This window comes from Bradyrhizobium sp. MI1.4 (assembly GCF_055811315.1).
The window spans coordinates 143,400-160,714 of sequence record NZ_JBVVPP010000010.1 but is presented as its reverse complement, the minus strand read 5'-3'; the positions used below and the strand labels follow the sequence as shown (position 1 = coordinate 160,714).

General features: G+C 64.3%; 12 protein-coding genes and 1 pseudogene. 7 read left to right on the top strand and 6 right to left on the bottom strand.

The window, feature by feature from the left end:
• The first annotated feature begins 132 nt into the window (after positions 1 to 132).
• From AC0L23_RS14700 to AC0L23_RS14690, 3 genes are all read left to right on the top strand, one after another.
• Positions 133 to 1,503: a sensor histidine kinase gene (locus AC0L23_RS14700; RefSeq protein ID WP_085351048.1), complete on the top strand. Its 1,371-nt coding sequence runs from the start codon at positions 133 to 135 to the stop codon at positions 1,501 to 1,503.
• A 7-nt stretch (positions 1,504 to 1,510) separates the two neighbouring features.
• Positions 1,511 to 2,158 (top strand): response regulator, encoded by a 648-nt coding sequence (locus tag AC0L23_RS14695; RefSeq protein ID WP_085385056.1) that lies wholly within the window; start codon positions 1,511 to 1,513, stop codon positions 2,156 to 2,158.
• A gap of 143 nt (positions 2,159 to 2,301) precedes the next feature.
• Positions 2,302 to 2,604, top strand: coding sequence for a hypothetical protein (locus AC0L23_RS14690; protein ID WP_018455556.1), 303 nt, complete (start codon positions 2,302 to 2,304; stop codon positions 2,602 to 2,604).
• A 57-nt stretch (positions 2,605 to 2,661) separates the two neighbouring features.
• On the opposite strand, the gene AC0L23_RS14685 is transcribed toward AC0L23_RS14690, so the two are convergent.
• The gene (locus AC0L23_RS14685) at positions 2,662 to 3,246 is read right to left on the bottom strand and encodes a TetR/AcrR family transcriptional regulator (RefSeq protein WP_018455555.1); all 585 of its coding nucleotides are present in this window, start codon (positions 3,244 to 3,246) and stop codon (positions 2,662 to 2,664) included.
• 575 nt (positions 3,247 to 3,821) lie between these two features.
• On the opposite strand from AC0L23_RS14685, the gene purB reads away from it, so the two are divergent.
• Complete coding sequence (purB, locus tag AC0L23_RS14680; protein WP_085396089.1) at positions 3,822 to 5,129, top strand: adenylosuccinate lyase; 1,308 nt, start codon at positions 3,822 to 3,824, stop codon at positions 5,127 to 5,129.
• Positions 5,130 to 5,235: 106 nt separating this feature from the next.
• Positions 5,236 to 6,408 (top strand): M20 aminoacylase family protein, encoded by a 1,173-nt coding sequence (locus AC0L23_RS14675; protein WP_473357072.1) that lies wholly within the window; start codon positions 5,236 to 5,238, stop codon positions 6,406 to 6,408.
• 115 nt (positions 6,409 to 6,523) lie between these two features.
• Here AC0L23_RS14675 and AC0L23_RS14670 read toward each other — a convergent pair whose 3' ends face one another.
• From AC0L23_RS14670 to AC0L23_RS14655, 4 genes are all read right to left on the bottom strand, one after another.
• The gene (locus tag AC0L23_RS14670) at positions 6,524 to 8,398 is read right to left on the bottom strand and encodes a caspase family protein (RefSeq protein WP_473357071.1); all 1,875 of its coding nucleotides are present in this window, start codon (positions 8,396 to 8,398) and stop codon (positions 6,524 to 6,526) included.
• Positions 8,398 to 10,206: a caspase family protein gene (locus tag AC0L23_RS14665; RefSeq protein WP_473357070.1), complete on the bottom strand. Its 1,809-nt coding sequence runs from the start codon at positions 10,204 to 10,206 to the stop codon at positions 8,398 to 8,400. The genes AC0L23_RS14670 and AC0L23_RS14665 overlap by 1 nt, the downstream gene beginning before the upstream one ends.
• A gap of 39 nt (positions 10,207 to 10,245) precedes the next feature.
• Positions 10,246 to 12,099 carry a caspase family protein gene (locus AC0L23_RS14660; protein WP_473357069.1) on the bottom strand — a complete coding sequence of 618 codons (1,854 nt, stop codon included), beginning with the start codon at positions 12,097 to 12,099 and terminating at the stop codon, positions 10,246 to 10,248.
• Between the two features lie 165 nt (positions 12,100 to 12,264).
• A complete protein-coding gene (locus AC0L23_RS14655; RefSeq protein WP_473357068.1) occupies positions 12,265 to 14,172 on the bottom strand; it encodes an acyl-CoA synthetase in 1,908 nt (635 codons plus the stop codon).
• Between the two features lie 260 nt (positions 14,173 to 14,432).
• Here AC0L23_RS14655 and AC0L23_RS14650 point away from each other — a divergent pair.
• Positions 14,433 to 15,526: pseudogene (locus AC0L23_RS14650) on the top strand (SecDF P1 head subdomain-containing protein).
• 278 nt (positions 15,527 to 15,804) lie between these two features.
• Positions 15,805 to 16,611 carry a Crp/Fnr family transcriptional regulator gene (locus AC0L23_RS14645; RefSeq protein ID WP_027518831.1) on the top strand — a complete coding sequence of 269 codons (807 nt, stop codon included), beginning with the start codon at positions 15,805 to 15,807 and terminating at the stop codon, positions 16,609 to 16,611.
• A gap of 16 nt (positions 16,612 to 16,627) precedes the next feature.
• Here AC0L23_RS14645 and AC0L23_RS14640 read toward each other — a convergent pair whose 3' ends face one another.
• On the bottom strand, positions 16,628 to 17,269 hold the full coding sequence (locus tag AC0L23_RS14640) for a glutathione S-transferase family protein (protein WP_473357067.1): 642 nt from the start codon (positions 17,267 to 17,269) through the stop codon (positions 16,628 to 16,630).
• Between the last annotated feature and the right edge of the window lie 46 nt (positions 17,270 to 17,315).

The following is a 17,315-nucleotide window of genomic DNA, read 5'->3' as shown; positions in this document are numbered from 1 at the left end:
CGCGCCCGGTCCAAAGAGCCATGCCCAATCCGGCATGGGAAATTTGCCCGAGCTACCATCTTGCCGTGCCTCGCAATTGGCAAGGCGCGGCGGCGTTGTTAGGCTGACCTTAGCAAACTTTGGGGTGATCGCATGCGCCTTGTGCTTCAGCTTGTCGCCCGTCTGTTTCTCATCGTCGCGCTCTGCCTTGGGGCGGCGACGATCTGGGCCACGTTCGACGCCTATCGCAGCGTCGACCGGGCAACTGCGGCCTCGGCGCAGCGGGTCGCCCAGGCGCTTCAGGCCCTGTATTGGCACGAATTCCTGTTGCGTAGCAGCAGAACACGCGAGCAGCTTCTGCCGGTTCCGGAGTGGCGCACGCTGGAGACGATGAAGCTGATCTCGCCCGGCGTCTGCGTCGAATTCCAACCGGCCATCGCATTCGAAAAGCCGCTCTGCGGCCAGAGCGAGGGGCTGGGCAAGACGCCGCCGCGCTGGTTCGCGTCGATCGTGCCGACCTTCCTCGGCAGCCATGCCGAAGTGATACGGCCCGTCAGTCCCCGCGCGGCGACCGCCGGAACGGTGGTCGCGACGCCGGATGAAACGGCCGCCATTTCGCTCGCCTGGGAGTACATCCTCAACGTGATCGACGTCGCGCTTTTGATGGCGGCGGCGATCGCGCTGCTGGCCTCGCTCGCGATCGCGCATGCGCTGGCGCCGGCGCGCACGATCGTCACGGCCTTGCAGCGCATGGCCCGCGGCCATTATCGCACGAAACTGCCGCGCTTCCGCTCGATGGAGCTGGCGATGATCGGCAGCGCCGTCGGCGAGCTCGGCGGCCGGCTGGAGGAGGCGACCGAACAGCGCGCGGCGCTGACGCGGCGCCTGATCGAGATCCGCGACGACGAACGCCGCGCGCTCGCCCGCGAGCTGCACGACGAGTTCGGACAAAATCTCTCGGCCATCCTCGCCTTCGCCAACACCATCGAAACGGCGAGCACGAAGGCAGATAAGCGCGACGACATCGTGCAGGACGCGCGGATGATCTCGCAGGCCACGCATCATCTGATGGCCTCGCTGCGCGACGCGCTGAAGCGCCTGCGCAATCCCCTGCCCGCCGAGCTTGGGCTGGAGGCGAGCCTCGTGAATTTGGTGGATAGCTGGCGCTCGCAGAGCTCGGCGCGGCCGACGATCCAGCTCGATCTCAAGGGCGACCTCACCGACATCAGCGGCCCGGCCGCTATCACGGCCTATCGCGTCGCGCAGGAATGCCTGACCAACGCGTTGCGCCACGGCGCGGCACGCGAGATTTCGCTCAGCGTGGAACGGCGCGCGGGCGACGACGATGCATTGCTGATCCGTGTCGACGACGATGGCGGCGGCGACGCGGCACGCGTCAAGCAGTCGGCCGGCTTCGGCCTCACCGGCATCCGCGAGCGCGTCGCAGCGGCCGGCGGCTCATTCTCGATCCTGCCTGCCCGAGGCGGACTCAGCGTCGCCGCCACCATCCCGCTCGCCGCATGAGGCCGGCATGAACGAGATGGCAACAGGCATTTCCGTGCTGCTGGTCGACGACCATCCGATCGTGCGGCAAGGCTATCGGCGCGTGCTGGAAAGCCAGGGTGATCTGCATGTCGTGGCGGAAGCCGACAACGCTGCGGATGCCTACAGCGCCTTCAAGGCGCGCGATCCTGATGTCGTCGTGCTTGATATCTCGATGCCCGGCGCGAGCGGACTGGAAGCCATCCGCAACATCCGCGCGCGCAGTCCGCGGGCGCGCATCCTCGTCTTTACCATGCACAACGAAGCCGTTCTGGTGAAGGCAGCCTTCAGTGCCGGCGCCAGCGGCTTCGTCACCAAGAGTAGCGAGCCGTCCGCGGTCGTGTCCGCGATCCGCAGCGTTGCCCGCGGCGAGCGCGCCATGAGCGACGACATCGCGCACATCTTGGCCGAGGACAGTCTGTCGGCGGGCTCGGCGCTGGATCAATTGGGAGAACGCGAGATCGAGATCCTGCGCCAGTTCGCCGGCGGTGCCACGACCGAACAGATCGCTGCGCATCTCAATCTCAGCGTCAAGACGGTGCAGAACTATCACTATCTGATCAAGACCAAGACCGGCGCGCGCACGGATGCGCAGCTGGTGCGGCTGGCAGCCAATTGTGGACTGACGAAGATCTAGATGTTTGCCCCTCCCTGAAGGCACGCGCACGGAGCCATCCTCCGCATGCGGGCGTCTCCCAGGTATATTTCGACCGCCTTGCGATGCGGATTGGAACGGAGGCCATCGAACTCCAGTTAGTACCGCAGTGAAGGAGTTCCGCCATGAGTAAGGCTATCCGCGAAGCTACCTATCCCGCGCTCATCACTGTCGGCGAGCTCATCGATGAACTCTGCCGCTTGCCAGACACAGCAACCATTCGATTCCACTGCCCCATGCTCGAACAGGAGCTTGCATTCTACAGGCTTCGAAAGCGGGCGAAGGACCTCGTCGAAATTGAAGTCAATGCGTATCCGGAAAGCCCGCCGGTCGTGCCATTGGCGGGTACCGCTCTTCGTGCGCGGAAAAAGTCCCACCATCCGCGTTCGCTCCGCGATGGTGCCCTCGCCCACAAGGTCGACGGATAAAAGCGCCGCCCATGCGGGCGATCGAACGGCTTTGGAACAGCGCGTGGAGTATTCGGCCTACGCCTTCAGCCCGCGCAATACCAGCGCCAGCGTCGCATCGACACGCGCCGAGAGATCGGCATCCTTCCACTCGTCGGCATGGGCCGGATGGTGAAAGCGGACTGTGGCATCGAAGATCGCACGCGCGGTGGTCTTGACGTCATCGACGGCGAACACGCCCTGCGTCACGCCGTCGGACAGGATTGCCGCGATCTGGTCGATCATGGTGTCCTTGTGACATTTGACGGCCGCGCAGGCTTCGCGCGCCAGGGTCAGATAAGTGTCGAACATCTCGGGGTCGTCGAGCACACGCGAACGTTTGGCGGCGAACAGCGTGCGTAGCCAGCGGTCGAGCCTGTCAGGCGCCGGGCCCTGCTCCTTGGCGATCGCCAGCAGCGGCGCGTCGATGCGGTCAAGCCAGCGTTTGGCAACCGCTTCGCGCAGCGAAGCCTTGCTCGGGAAATGGCGATAGACGCTGCCATGGCTCACATCGAGCGCACGGGCAACGTCGACCACGGTGGCTTTGGCCAGTCCGTAACGCCGCAGCACGTCCTCGGTGACTTCGAGGATCCGCTCCGGCGTCAAGATAACGGCTTCGTTCATGCCAGCACCATGTTCCCGTTGAGGGCTCAGTTACCCGGCGACAGAGCTGCTTCCGAAGCGCCCGTGCCGGTCGTTTCGGAAAGCTCTCGCCTTAATGAGGCAGTTTTGCAGCCTGCGCCGCGATCTGGCGCGCCACCAGTAAATTGAGCCAGTGCCCAATCGTCCCGGTCAAATTGATGATTTCGGTCGTCATGGTCGTAAGTCTCCAATCAATTGGCGGTCCCTGTTGTTCAATTGCGACCCTCAATCCCCCATCTGCTTGGGACGTCGGGCTCCCGGGATGCCGCCAGACGCCCAATTGGAGCGTCCGAGAACGGATATACACGTCTCGCTGACAGATTTCAATATCTGTCAGTCAATGATCCGTGATTGACAGTTAATATCTGCGGCCCCGGGGCACGTGCCGCTCATCGCGCGCCGCGGCCGGCCGATGCCCCCCACCCAGCCCAATCATCCCCCGCTACGTTGCCGGTGCCGTTTGTTTCGCTCTCCCCGCTCTGCTAAGTCACGGCGTAAAAAGCATTTTGGCAGGTCGCCCCTTCTGGGTCGCCCGCCCACCTTCCTGGAGCAGTCCAATGATCCCCCGCTATACCCGCCCGGAAATGGCCTCGATCTGGGAGCCGCAGACCCGGTTCAAGATCTGGTTCGAGATCGAGGCGCATGCGGCGGACGCCCTTGCCGAGCTCGGCACGATTCCCAAGGAGGCCGCCAAAACGGTCTGGGCCAAGGCCAAGGACGCCACTTTCGACGTCGCCCGCATCGACGAGATCGAGCGCGAGACCAAGCACGACGTCATCGCCTTCCTCACCCACCTCGCCGAGATCGTCGGCCCCGAAGCGCGCTTCGTGCATCAGGGCATGACCTCCTCCGACGTGCTCGACACCTGCCTCAACGTCCAGCTCACCCGCGCCGCTGACCTGCTGCTCGCCGACCTCGACAAGGTGCTGGCGGCGCTGAAGAAGCGCGCCCTCGAGCACAAGATGACGCCGACCATCGGCCGCAGCCACGGCATCCACGCCGAACCCGTGACCTTCGGCCTCAAGCTCGCCTACGCCTATGCGGAATTCTCGCGCGCCAAGGAGCGCCTGATCGCGGCGCGCAAGGAAGTCGCCACCTGCGCCATCTCCGGCGCGGTCGGCACGTTTGCCCAGATCGATCCGCGCGTCGAACAGCATGTTGCGAAAGCCATGGGCCTCGTCCCCGAGCCGATCTCGACGCAGGTCATCCCCCGCGACCGCCACGCGATGTATTTCTCGACGCTCGGCGTGATCGCTTCCTCGGTCGAGCGTTTCGCGGTGGAGATCCGCCACATGCAGCGCACCGAAGTGCTGGAAGCCGAGGAGTTCTTCTCCGAAGGGCAGAAGGGTTCGTCCGCGATGCCGCACAAGCGCAATCCGGTGCTCTCGGAAAACCTCACCGGACTGTCGCGCATGGTGCGCGCCTATGTGACGCCGGCGCTGGAGAACGTCGTGCTCTGGCACGAGCGCGACATCTCGCACTCCTCTGCCGAGCGCATGATGGGCCCCGACGCGACCGTGACGCTGGACTTCGCGCTGGTCCGCCTCGCCGGCCTGATCGACAAGCTGCTGGTGTACCCCGCCAACATGCAGAAGAACCTCGACCGCCTCGGCGGCCTCGTGCATTCGCAGCGTGTTCTGCTGGCGCTGACGCAGAAGGGCGCAAGCCGCGAGGACGCCTACAAGCTCGTGCAGCGCAACGCCATGCCGGTCTGGCGCGGCGAAGGTGACTTCCTCCAGCTTCTGAAGAAGGACGCTGAAGTGAAGAAGTATCTCACCGACGCCGAAATCGACGAGCAGTTCGACCTCGCCTATCACTTCAAGCACGTCGACACGATCTTCAAGCGCGTGTTTGGCGAAAGCTGAGCGTCATTCGTAGCCCGGGTGAGCGCAGCGATACCCGGGACTTCTCTCACAAAGATCCCGGATGTCTCTTCGCTCATCCGGCAACAACAACAGAGACGGAGCCTCCATGCCCATCGTCAATCGCATTGCCGCCCTCTCCGACGAAATGTCCGCTTGGCGCCATGACTTCCACGAGAATCCGGAGCTGCAATACGACGTCCACCGCACCGCCGGCATCGTCGCCGACCGCTTGCGCGAGTTCGGCTGCGACGAGGTGGTGACGGGCATCGGCCGCACCGGCGTCGTCGGCGTGATCCGCGGCCGCAAACCCGCCTCGGGCAAGACCATTGGCCTGCGCGCCGACATGGACGCGCTGCCGATCATGGAGACGTCGGGCGTCGCCTACGCCTCCAAGGTCCCCGGCAAGATGCACGCCTGCGGCCATGACGGCCACACCGCCATGCTGCTCGGCGCCGCCAAATATCTTGCCGAGACGCGCAATTTCGACGGCACGGCCGTGGTGATCTTCCAGCCTGCGGAAGAAGGCGGCGGCGGCGGCAAGGCGATGGTCGAGGACGGGCTGATGACGCGCTGGAACATCCAGGAGGTCTATGGCATGCACAACATGCCGGGCCTGCCCGAAGGCCATTTCGCGACTACGCCCGGCGCGATGCTCGCCTCCTCCGACAACATCCAGATCACGGTCCACGGCAAGGGCGGCCACGCCGGCGCGGGTCCGCACAAATCCGTCGACAGCGTGCTGATCGGCTCGCAGATCGTCAATGCGCTGCAGTCGATCGTGTCCCGCAACGTCGACCCGCTCAAATCAGCCGTCATCTCGATCACGCAATTCCACTCCGGCACGGCCTTCAACATCATCCCGGAGGTCGCCGAGCTCGGCGGCACCGTGCGCACGCTCGACCCTGAAGTGCGCGATCTCGTCGAGCGCCGCATCGGCGAAGTCGCCGAGAGCGTCGCGCGCGCCTATGGCGGTTCGGCGGAGACCAAATACACGCGGATGTATCCAGTGACGATGAACCATGCGCGCGAGGCCGGCCTTGCCGCCGACGTCGCCCGCGATATCGTCGGCGCCGAGCGCGTCAACGACAAGTTCATTCCGATGATGGGCGCCGAAGACTTCTCCTTCATGCTGGAAGCACGCCCCGGCGCGATGATCCTGGTCGGCATGGGCGACGGCAACGAGTGCCACCACCCGGCCTACGTCTTCAACGACAACATTTTGGGCCACGGCGCATCGTTCTGGGCGCGGTTGGTGGAGACGCGGATGCCGGCGGGGTAGCCGGATTCGTAGGTGGGTTAGCCGAAGGCGTAACTCACCGCCATCTATGTCTATGGAAACAGAAGAGGCAGGTTACGCTTCGCAACCCCCTGCTAGCGGGTTGGCACCCGCCCGATTAATCGCAGATTTCCGACAATCCAGCGCCGTTCATGGCGACACTAGGGGAGCGTCCCAGCCTGCATCCCGGCCGCAGCGGTCTGCAGCCGCCGTTGTTGCAGACTATTTGGCCCGACGATTTAGCCTGTGGCGCGGCCGGCGATGACTCAACCTTCATCCGCTCAGCGCCGCGTCTTGCGGAATCTTCCCGCGTCGCGACGGGCTTTTTCTCCTGATTCTTCTCGCATTCGTTGTCGTCACCGACGCGATAGCCGGGGCGACAGGTGATCTTCGTGCATTGATCGCCCTCGGCCTTCAAGCCGAAATTGCAGACCAGCGGGCAGACGCGTCCCGGCTTCGCCTTCAGCGCATCGAGCGCGTCGACGCTCGCAAGCTTCGCGTCGAATTGAGTGCCGGCATATTTGTTGAACATTATCAGCGAGCGCTGCGTTGCTGCGCTCCAGTCGCCGTCGGCGGTGGCCGACAGGCAGCCGACGCGACGCAGTTCGCTCTGCACGGATTTTGTCAGATCAGCCGCCGACAAGGTGGATGTGGGCGGCGGCGAAAGGGCGGCGACCTTCTGAGTATCGCCTTCAGGAATCTGCCGAGCGTCCGGCTGCCTTGCGGCCTGGGCCGCCTTCTCCGCAGCCTGCCTGGCGGCAAGCTCGGCCTTGGCCTTCTCCGCAGCCTGCTTCTCGGCCTGCGCTTTCGCCGCGGCAGCCTCGGCCAGCTTGCGCTGCTGCTCCGCCGCATCCGCTCTTGCCTGCTCGATCTGCTTCTGCTTCTCCGCTGCGATCCGGGCCTCTTCGGCAGCTTTGACCGCCGCAGCCGCCTTGTCCTGCTCGGCCTTCTGAGCGCGTTCGGCAATGAGCCTTGCCTTCTGCTGCTCGGCCGCATTGGCTTTTTGCTCTGCCGACGCGCGCGTCTCCTCGGCGCCGATCTTGTTCAACTGGCCCTTGGCGAGATTTGCATAGAACCCCTCGGGATACTGCGCCAGAAACGCTTCCCAACCGTCCCGCGTGCCAAGCTGGAGCGCAAGTTCATAGTCCCGCCGGAGTTCAGACTGCGGATTTGCCTGCGGACTAGTTGCGATCGGATTGGCAGGAACCAGCGGCACGTCACCACCGCCCAGCGAGCCATACACGAAGGGCTCTTGCTTGTTGCCGGTGCTCCTCAACACGTCATCGCGCACGAAGCCGAACGCCTTGCGCAGGTCCAGGCCCGGCTTTGGGAGGTGCTCCACAAGCGCCGTCGCAAACGGGCTGTTTCGGGAGTCGCCATCGGATGCCGTCGAGCCCGCCTTCGCCGCAAACGCAATCATCGTGTTGGGACTGGCCGGCTCGACCTTCGCAAGCCCGCGGCCGATTGCGCGCGAAGCCACCGTGCGCTTCATCGTCTTGGAAAAGGGATTATCACGGCAGGCATCGAGAATGACGAGCCGAAGCTGTTTGGCCGGCTCGATGCTCACCAGCACGCGGTCGATCGGCAACGCCTCATCGTAGACGTCGGTGTCGGTCTCGAGCGCGGCATCGATCGGGATCAAATAGTTGGTGCCGTCCACCTCGAGACCATGCCCCGCATAGTAGACGATCGCGACATCGGCGTCTCGCGTCCGCGCGCCGAACTCGCGCAGCGCCTTGCGCATTTCGGGCGCGTTCAGATCCTGCCTGACGTCGACGGTGTCGAAGCCGGCTTTCCTGAACATGCCGCCCATCAGGATCGCGTCGTTCACGGGATTGCCGAGCTTGGGCGCGCTCTTGTAGGCGGAATTGCCGATCACGAGCGCAACGCGCTTCTCGGCCTGAGCGGCGGTGCAGCCGAGCCAGCTTGCAAGAACAAGACAAGCAAGAACTCTGAGCCCGATGGCGGAAGTCCGGAGGTCATGCAGCGCCATTAGTGGCACACCTCGATCTGTCCCATGCCGGCGCCTCCGGGCGGTGTATAACGCTCGACGTGACACCCCTTGGCGACTGGCCTGCATCCGGCGTTGTTGCAGATCATCTGCCGAGAGGACTGCGACTTCGGAGCCGCGGACTCCGCCTCCTTGCGGTCCTGGTCGCGCCTCTTCGAATCCTCGCGCGTGACCACCGGCTTCTTCTCCGGCACCTTCTCGCATTCATTGTCATCGCCGACGTGATAGCCGGCGCGGCAGGCGATCTTCGCGCATTGATCGCCGTCGGCCTTGAAGCCGAAATTGCATACGAGCGGACAGACGCGTCCTGGCTTCGCCTTCAGCGCATCGAGCGCGTCGACGCTTGCAAGCTTCGCGTCGAGTTGGGTGCCGGCATATTTGTTGAACAGCCTCAGCGAGCGTTGCGATGCGGCGTTCCAATCGCCGTCAGCGGCGGCCGAAAGACAGCCGACGCGGCGCAGCTCGCTCTGAACGGATTTCGCGAGATCGCCGGGCGGCGGGGAGCTTGGCGGCGGCGACAGCGCGGCGACCTTCCTGCTTTCGGCATCAGCCGCCTGCTTGTCCGCTGCCTGCTTCGTTGCGGCCTCCGTCGCCGCTTTCTCGAGCGCCCGCTTCTCCGCGAGCGACTTGGCCGCGGCAGCTTCCGCCGCCTTGCGATCTCGTTCGGCCGCCTCCGCCTTGGCCTGCTCGATCTGCTTGGCTTTCTCGGCCGCGATCCTCGCCTCTTCCGCGGCTTTGGCAGCTGCGGCGGCTTTCTCCTGCTCGGCCTTCTGGGCTCGTTCGGTCGCGAGCCTCGCCTTCTCCTGTTCGGCCAGACGCGCCTTCTCGGTCGCCACCGTGCGATCCTCCTCGGCGGCAATCTTCTTCAACTGCACACGAGCGAGGTTGGCGTAAAAGCCGTCCGGATAGGTCTGGAGGAATGCTTCCCAGGCTTCGCGCAGGCCGGCCTGAAGCGCCAGCTCGTAGTCCTTGCGCACACTGTCCTGCGGGTTCGCCTGCGGACCTGCTGCGGCGACTGGCCTCAGCGGCACCAGCGGCACGTCGCTGCCGCCCAGGGAGCCATAGACATACGGCTCCTGCTTGTTGCCGGTCTTCTTCAAGACGTCGTCACGGACAAAACCGAATGCCTTGCGCAAGTCGAGCCCGGGCTTCGGGAGATGATCGGTCAGCGCGACCGCGAACGGGCTGTTGCGGGAGTCGCCATCCGACGCCGTCGATCCCGCCTTGGCCGCAAAGGCGATCATCGTGTTCGGACTGGTCGGCTCGACCTTGGCAAGTCCGCCACCAATCGCGCGCGAGGCCAGGGTGCGCTTCATCGTCTTGGCGAATGGGTTGTCGCGGCACGCATCGAGGATGACGAGACGGAGTTGTTTGGCCGGTTCGACCGCGTACAGCGCGCGATCCAGCGCGACCGTCTCGTCGAGGACGTCACCGTCAGTTTCCAGCATCGCATCGGTCGGAACGAGATAGTTGCTGCCGTCCAGCTCGATGCCATGGCCCGCATAGTAGATGACTGCCATGTCGGCATCGCGCGTCCTGGCCGCGAACTCGCGCAACGATCGCCGCATTTCGCTGGCGTTGAGATCCAGCCTGACCTCGACCGTATCGAAGCCTGCGTTCCTGAACATGCTGCCCACGAGCCCGGCGTCATTCACCGGGTTCGCAAGCCGCGGTGCGTTCTTGTAAGCGGAATTGCCAATGACGAGCGCAACGCGCTTGTCGGCCTGGGCCGATCCGCACCCCAGCCAAAGACCGAAAATCAACAGTGAAAGAGATCGCAAGACGATCATGAAACGCCGAGCCTTTTACGGGCGATTGCCTGTGACACCCTAATTGCAGACCTCGAAGTTGCCGCCTGTGGCTGTATTCGAACTAACCCTGCCGGGGATCGTCCCGCTGACAAGCCGACATCCCTTTTGCACCGGGCGACATCCCGTCGAGCTGCAAATAATCTGTCCACTCGCCTCAGGCCTGGACGGCGAAGATTCGCTTGCCTTCCGGTCCGTATCCCGCCTCCGCGAATCCTCACGCGTGGCGACCGGCTTCTTCTCCTGAATCTTTTCGCACTCGTTGTCATCACCGACGCGATAGCCGGCGCGGCAGGTAATCTTCACGCATTGATCGCCGTCGGCCTTGGAGCCGAAATTGCAAATGAGCGGGCAGACGCGTCCGGGCTTCGCTTTCAGCGCATCGAGCGCGTCGACGCTTGCAAGCTTGGCGTCGAATTGGGTACCGGCGTATTTGTTGAACAGTATCAGCGAGCGCTGCGAGGCCGAATTCCAGTCGCCGTCCGCAGTGACGGACAGGCAGCCGACGCGGCGCAGTTCGCTCTGGAGTGATTTCGTCAGATCAGCCACCGACAATGTGGATGCCGGCGCCGGCGCAAGGGCTGCAACTTTCTGCTCGACCTCAGGCATCTGCCGATCGGCCGCCGGTTTTACCGCCTGCTCCGCCTTCTCGGCGGCCTGCTTGGCGGCAAGCTCGGCCCTGGCCTTCTCCGCTGCCTGCTTCTCGGCTTGTGCTTTTGCCGCGGCAGCCTCAGCCAGTTTGCGCTGGTGCTCGGCCGCGTCCGCCCTTGCCTGCTCGATCTGCTTCTGCTTCTCCGCCGCGACCCGGGCCTCTTCGGCGGCCTTGGCAGCCGCGGCCGCCTTGTCCTGCTCGGCCTTCTGGGCGCGTTCGGCAATGAGCCTTGCCTTCTGCTGCTCGGCCGCGTTCGCTTTTTGCTCGGCCGACGCGCGCGTTTCTTCAGCAGCGATCTTGTTCATCTGGCCCTTGGCCAGATTGGCATAGAAGCCTTCGGGATATTGCGCCAGGAAGGCTTCCCAACCGTCGCGCGTGGCAAGCTGCAGCGCGAGCTCGTAATCCCTGCGAATCGAATCCTGCGGATTTGCCTGCGGACCGGTTGCAGCCGGCTTGGCAGCAACCAACGGCACGTCATCGCCGCCCAGCGAGCCATACACGAAGGGCTCCTGCTTGTTCCCGGTGCTCCTCAGCACGTCGTCGCGCACGAATCCGAACGCCTTGCGCAAATCTAGGCCCGGCTTGGGCAAGTGCTCGACCAGCGCGGTGGCGAACGGGCTGTTCCTCGAATCGCCATCGGACGCAGTCGAACCGGCCTTTGCCGCGAAGGCGATCATGGTGTTGGGGCTGGTCGGCTCGACCTTCGCAAGCCCGCGTCCGATCGCGCGCGAAGCCAGCGTCCGCTTCATGCTCTTGGAAAACGGATTGTCGCGGCAGGCGTCGAGGATGATCAGACGAAGCTGCTTGGCCGGCTCGACCGCGAACAGCGCGCGCTCCACCGGGATGGTCTCGTCGAGTACGTCGCCATCCGTCTCCAGCGTCGCGTCGATCGGAATGAGATAGTTGGTGCCTTCCAGCTCGATGCCGTGGCCGGCGTAATAGATCACCGCCATATCGGCATCGCGGGTCCTGCCGGCGAACTCGCGCAACATGCGCCGCATCTCGCTGGCGCTGAGATCCAGCCTGACATCGACGGAATCAAAGCCCGCCTTCTTGAACATGCCGCCGACCAGAGTGGCATCGTTGACGGGATTGCCGAGCTTGGGCGCGCTCTTGTAGGCGGAATTGCCGATGACAAGCGCCACCCGCCGGTCCGCATGGGCTGGTCCGCAGGCGAGGCCAATGGCCAAAATCAACAAAACAAATATCCGAAACGGAATCACTTGCGTCCCCCCGGATGCAATTCCACGAGACTATTCGGACCATGGCTCAATTACCAATTCTTCCTATGTGATACTTGTCACATAAGGGGCTCTATCGGGGTATGGATGATGCGGCGAAGCGTCGCCCTGCTCTGGAGCTGACGCCAAAGCCGTCTGTTGAGCCCGTTACATTTGCACCACCTCGTGGCGCATCACGAACGGTGCAAGCAGTGCGTGCACCTCGCTCGCAACCGCCTCGCGCTGATCCGCCGGCAGGCCCGCGAGCGTCACGGTGGCGATCGAACCGTGGCTGCCGTGGGCGCCGACCCTGACCTTGCAGTCGATGCCGCGCTCAGTGAGCGGCGTCAGCACCTTCGTGAACACGCGCTGGGCTGCGTCCCAGCGCAGCTGCGGCTTGAACACCTTGCCGACGCCCGTCACCGGCATCGGATCGATCGAGATGACCTGTACGGGAACGGCGGCGCGCTCCGGCGTACGCTCGCGCACCCATGTCTCCAGCTCGCCCGGCTCGACGGTCGCGCCCGGCTTCAGCTGCACGTAACCGACCGGCAGCTCGCCGGCATAGGCGTCGGGTTGGCCGACCACGGCGGCAAAGCCGACGGCGGCATGCCGGAACATGATCTCCTCGATCGGCGCCGGATCGATGTTGTGGCCCCCGCGGATCACGAGATCCTTGGCGCGGCCGGTGATCCAGAGATAGCCGTCGGCATCGAGCCGGCCAAGATCGCCGGAATTGACCCAGACCTCGTCGACGAAGGCACCCTTGTTGTGCTCGTCGTTGAGATAGCCGCCGAACACGCCTGGGCCAGCCATGATGACGACGCCAATCTCGTCCGGCGCGCAGTCGCGGATCAGCTTGCCCTCGGCATCGAGCTGGACGATGCGGACCCGCGCGTAAGGCATGGGAAGGCCGACCGAACCGAGCCGGATCGGCCGCGACCGATAGGCCAGCGTGTGCACGCTCGAGGTCTCGGTCATGCCGTAGACCTCGACGACCGGCAGCTTGAGCTTGTCCTGGATCGCAGACCCCACCGCGACCGGGATCGCGGAGCCGCCACCGGCTGCATATTTCAGGCTGGAGATGTCTGCATTGCCAGGCGGTACCGCGAGCGTCGCGGCGAGTACCGTCGGCACGCTCGACAGCGCCTCCGGCTTGAAGCGCTCGACCAGTTGCCAGATGTTCTTCACCGCATTCGGGTTGCGCCATCCGCTCGGCGACAGCACGACCAGCGAACCGCCAGCCGACAGCGTCGTCAGCACCTGCGTCAAGGAGCCCCCGACGTGAAACAGCGGCATGCCGAACAGCATGTTGGCGCCCGGCTTCGACTTCAGCAGCAGATTGAGCGCCCAGGCCTGATAGACTTGGTTGGCATGCGTGTGCCGCACCAGCTTTGGCGTGCCGGTGGTGCCGCCGGTGTGGAAATAGGCGGCGATGTTGCTGCCGAGAATCTTGCGTCCGCTGATAAGGCGGTCCGAAGGCTGCGGCTTGATGAGGTCGTTGAAGGCAAAGATTCCTCTCGCCGGATCGCCAGCACCGAACACCTGCACGATCGCCTTGAGCTGCTTGAGTTGCGGCCTGATCTGCTCGACTTTCTGCCAGATGTCGGTGCCCGGCATCGGCCCGAGCGCCACCAGGATCTTCGTATTCGCGGCCTCGAGGATCTCCGCGATCTGGTGCGGCTCCAGGAGCGGATTGACGGGATTGGCGATGCCGGCGGCCTCCGCGCCGAACAGCGTTACAAAGGCGTCCGGCACCAGCGGCAGCATGAAGCTGACGACGTCGCCCTTCTCCACGCCGAGTGCGTGAAACATGTTGGCCGCTTGCGTGACGCGCGCGATGAAGTCGCGGTACGTGACCACGACCGGCGTGTCGGCGGGATCGGCATTTTGCAGGAACTGGATCGCCGGCCCGTCGGGGTTGCGGACCGCACCCAGCCTGACGGCGTCGTAAGTGCTCTCGGCCGCGACGCGATCGGCGTAAGGGACCTGCTCGAAGGCTCGAACCTCGGCGTCCGTCGCCAGGTCCGGATAGTCGCTGCCGATGAGCCGATCGAGCGCGTGGATGCCCGCCATGGAATTCCGTCCTCCCTCAGATGCATGTCCGCGCCCCCTGTCTTTTGACATTTTGGTTTGGCGTGGCCTCGACCGATGGGCCGGCCGAGCACGGGCAGAATGATGGATGATTTGGCGTTCGTCCATGACCTAACGGCCGCCGTAATCGGGCTGTGGTGAGAGGCTTTTGAACCTGCGCGCCCGATCCGGGGACCAAGAACTGGCATAGGACTCACATGCCGGCGTCCTCGCCAGCGCCCTGGCGCAAGACTGAGGTGATCATGACTACGCCCCCGCGGGATTGCGCTACCCGGCTGTTCATCGCGCTCGCCGTGACAGCGGGGATCATGACATCGGTGATCGCCCTCCCCCGCGCGGCACTCGCCGAGGACGGCCAGCTCGACAAGATGCGCGCCAAGATCTCGGCCTTCATCGGCGACAAGATGGAGAAGCTCGGCGGGTCACGCATCGTCTACAAGGTGGACACCGATGGCCTGCGCGAGAGCGTAGTCACGGATTTGCGCGACGACGTCTACAAGAACCTGCGCGAGGGCAAGATCGCCTTCTCCGGTCTTGCGATCCGCGACGGCGGCGTCGAGTTGAAGATTGCCGACGTCAAGGGCCGCGAGCAACTCGCGCGCAAGCTCGCGTCGGCCGCGGAAGGATTGCCGTCGCATGCACTCGCCGTGACCGACGGCGGCGACGGACTGGTCAGGCTCGCGCCGACCAATGCGGCATCCGCCGCGCGGTTGCACGAACTCGTCGAAGATGCCATCGCCATGATCGAGCAGCGTCTGAAGGAGGCCGGCGTCCAGCTGGCCAGCGTCCAGCCCGATGGGACCGACCGCATCCGCATCTTCCTGCCCGTGTGATGGAGCCCGAGCGCGTCACCGCGGTCTTCGCCCGCAGGGTCAAGGTCGGCTTCCGCCTGATCGACCTCTCGGTGCCGCCGGAGCAGGCGCAATCCGGCACGCCACCGGCAGGCACGGAAGTCCTGCCCGGCTTCAAGGACAAGAGCCTTTATCTGGTCGCCAAGGACAGCGTGCTCGACGGCGACGACATCAGCTATGCGGGCCCGGGGTTTGCGAGCGCCACGAAAGAGCCGATCGCCTCGTTCCGCTTCAACGGCCGCGGCACGCGGCGCTTTGCCCACATCACCGAAGAGAATATCGCAAAGCCCTTCGCCATCGTGCTCGACGGCAAGGTGATCTCCGCCCCCATCATCCGCGAGCCCATCACCGGCGGCTCGGGCCAGATCTCCGGCAATTTCACCCTGGAGGAAGCAAACAGCGTCGCCATGCTGCTGCGCGCTGGTTCACTGCCGGGGCACCTCGGCTTGGTCGAGCAGGAGGTCGTGCCGCCCGCCAAGCCCTAAGGCGGGGGGATCGCCCCACGCCCACGCCTGGTCCCCCTCGCCCGGTCGGCCGCCGAGGTCGACCACGCCGAGGCTCGTACCCACTGGCCCCCGAATCGCGGGCGCGCCACGGCCATATGCACCGCCAAACAGGCAATTGCCGAAACGCCCGATCAGGCTAAAATTTGCCTCTTGCGGCACGGCGGCCCAAAACTTCATTCAAGCGGTCGTCGTTCGATTTCGGCTATAGGTGTCGAGAATACCGACCGGGACTGAAGGCCTTACGCGGGGATAGTACCATGCCGTCCGGCAGCGCAGACATTTCGTCGATCCTCGACCGCATTCTCGAGGCGGCGACTGATAACCTCAGGATCGCGAAGATCCTGGTCCAGATGGGCCTCGATCCAAACAACGTCACCTATGACTCGATCTTCAATCGGATGCTGGAGATCTTCGTCCAGAACATCACTTTGGCCAATATGTTCGCCGCGGTCGGCGCCGGCTTCTTCGTCGCCACCCTCCTGATGCGAACGATGGTGCCGCTGCGCGTCGCCAACATGGTCGGCTGCGCGTTCTTCGCCGTCTTCGGCGCGCTCTCCGCCAACGTGTCGACCTTCCTGCTCTATCTCCTGCTGCTACCGATCAACGCCTTGCGCCTGCGGCAGATGCTCAAGCTCGTCAAGAAGGCGCGCCATGCAGCCGAAGGCGACATGTCGATCGAATGGCTCAAGCCGTTCATGACCGAACGCAAATATCGTCGCGGCGATACGCTGTTCAAGCTGCGCGATCCGGCTAACGAGATGTTCCTCACCGTCACCGGCAAGTTCCTGGTCAAGGAGATCAACATCGAGATCCTGCCCGGAACGCTCATGGGCGAACTCGGCTTCCTCACGCCGGACAACCGGCGCACCGGAACGGTCGAATGCATCGAGGACGGCCAGGTGCTGACGATCACCTACGACCGGCTGCTCGAGATCTACTTCCAGGACCCGCAGTTCGGCTATTACTTCCTGGTGCTGACCAGCCAGCGGCTGCTGCAAAACATCGAGCGCCTGCAGAAGCAGCTGGCAACAGAGAGGGCCGCCACCACGAACAGGATCGCGTGAGCGATCGCCTCGCCGCTCAGTCCAAGAGCAGCGCCATGCCCGGGTCGCCCTTCTCCATCGCACGCCGATAGCCCGCCCGCGCACTGATGCGGCCGAGATATTTGACCACGTTCGGCGAGCGCTGGAGGTCATAGGGCTGGAAGTAGCGCATCGTGGTCAGCGAGAAAACTGTCATGATGTCGGCGGTCGTGAAGGCGCTGCCCGCAAGATATTCGGCCTCGCGAAGCCTTGCGTCGAGAAGATCGTAGGCCTGATCGAGACGCCCCTTCATCGCGAGCAGGGTCGGATTGTCCTTGGCGAGATCGAGCCGGTTCAGGATCATCATCCGTCCCATACCGGGTTGCAGGCTGCCATTGGCGAAATGAACCCAATACAGAAACTGCGCGAAGGCGGGATCAGTGGGACCGAGCACGAGTCGGCCGTTGCCATATTTTGCAACGATGTAGTCGACGACGGCGCCGGATTCCGCGAGCACCAACTCGCCGTCGGTGATCGCCGGCGCCGTGCCAGCCGGATGCAGCGCCTTGTACTCGGCCGGAGCCAGCATGGTGACGGGATCGCGCGCATAGCGCTTCAACTCGTAGGGAATCCCCAGCTCCTCGCACAGCCAGACGATACGCTCGGACTGCGACTTGCCGAGATGATGGACGGTGAGCATGAGGCCTCCTGCGATCGCAATTGGATAGTTCGTGACCCCACACCTT